Here is a 1,167-nt window from a genome sequence, read left to right on the forward strand (position 1 = left end):
CAACGTCATAGCGGTCCCAGTCCCGGGTGCCGGTCACGATTCACAGCCACTATTCTTTATAGAATAGACCTTGCCTTCCCTTCGATAAGGGGACGGGCGTCCATTTGGCCAGATACCTGATGGGTCTCCCCGAACCCGCTCATCTCGGGCCGTGCGCCAGATGTATTTTTTCATGCCAGCTTCTCCCATCGCCGTGAGCGATATTTTACCGTTGACGGTCGATACCTGATTGCCTGCCAACAGTTCCGCGCTGCGTAATCTCGGAACAGACGAGTGGCGTTGCCCGGAACGGAAACCGATCATCCAGCGCTTTCAAAACGTCAAAAACAGCGTTTCGGGCAGTAGTAGTTTCAATCCACCCAGCCGTTTCAGGCGAGGGAACCCACCACCGTCAACGGATACTACTACGGGCGCCTGTTTCAATCCACCCCCAGCCTTGTCCAATATGAAATGAGTCTGAAGGTAGGCCGTATTTCCAGTATGAGGTGAGTCTGAAATAAGCTGAATTTTTTCGGTGATTTGTTCATGATGGGAGCATGAAAGCCATCATGAAAACAGAAGAATTGACCACAATTGAACACCTGTCCAACTTTTTGGAAGGAACCCAAGCGGTCGCTTTTACCATCAGTAGCGACAAGGACAAGCGTTATCGTTGGTTACAGAGGGAGCTGGTTCGTTTTGACTATCTGTCTCTGAATAAACCAGACAAAGGCATTGTCATCCGCTATTTGCTCAAGGTAACGGGTTATTCTCGTCGACAATCAAATACTACCCGCAGAGCGGGTAGTATGATGAAAGCCCCCAGAGGGGGCTATTGTCAGAGTCCCGCCAACCTTAACTGCTCTTGGCGCTTCTCTTCTCGTTCCTGATTCTTTATGTACGCCCGTATCATCTGCTCATCTAAGCCAACTGTACTGACACAATAGCCTCGCGCCCAAAAATGTCGACCTGTAAAATTCCTTTTGACCTGCAGATATTCCCTGAATATCCGTATCGCTGATTTACCTTTCAGAAAACCGATGGTGTTTGCCACACTGTATTTGGGGGGGGGAAATCATCAACAGCATGTGAATGTAATCACGCATAGCGTAACCCTCTATCAATTCAACACCCTGCTGACGACACAACTCCCTCAATATCCCTCCTATTTCTTTCCTCAGCGTTCCG

Annotated in this window: 3 protein-coding genes; 1 reads left to right on the forward strand and 2 read right to left on the reverse strand. The window is 49.3% G+C overall.

Annotated features, from left to right (window positions below; genetic code table 11):
- The first annotated feature begins 548 nt into the window (after positions 1-548).
- Positions 549-869: a hypothetical protein gene (locus ACOCD2_RS20955; protein ID WP_419593683.1), complete on the forward strand. Its 321-nt coding sequence runs from the start codon at positions 549-551 to the stop codon at positions 867-869.
- Here the strand turns inward: ACOCD2_RS20955 and ACOCD2_RS20960 are convergent.
- Complete coding sequence (locus ACOCD2_RS20960) at positions 818-1,033, reverse strand: transposase (RefSeq protein WP_374109773.1); 216 nt, start codon at positions 1,031-1,033, stop codon at positions 818-820. The genes ACOCD2_RS20955 and ACOCD2_RS20960 overlap by 52 nt on opposite strands.
- Positions 1,002-1,136 (reverse strand): hypothetical protein, encoded by a 135-nt coding sequence (locus ACOCD2_RS20965; protein WP_419626043.1) that lies wholly within the window; start codon positions 1,134-1,136, stop codon positions 1,002-1,004. Before ACOCD2_RS20965 ends, ACOCD2_RS20960 begins: the two co-directional genes overlap by 32 nt.
- Positions 1,137-1,167: the final 31 nt, after the last annotated feature.

The sequence above is a fragment of the Thiolapillus sp. genome, from assembly GCF_048562965.1.
Classification (GTDB): domain Bacteria; phylum Pseudomonadota; class Gammaproteobacteria; order Chromatiales; family Chromatiaceae; genus Thiolapillus; species Thiolapillus brandeum_A.

Coding starts and splice junctions, on each gene's coding strand:
- ACOCD2_RS20955 (WP_419593683.1), top strand. CDS start 549: ATGAAAACAGAAGAATTGACCACAATTGAACACCTGTCCAACTTTTTG.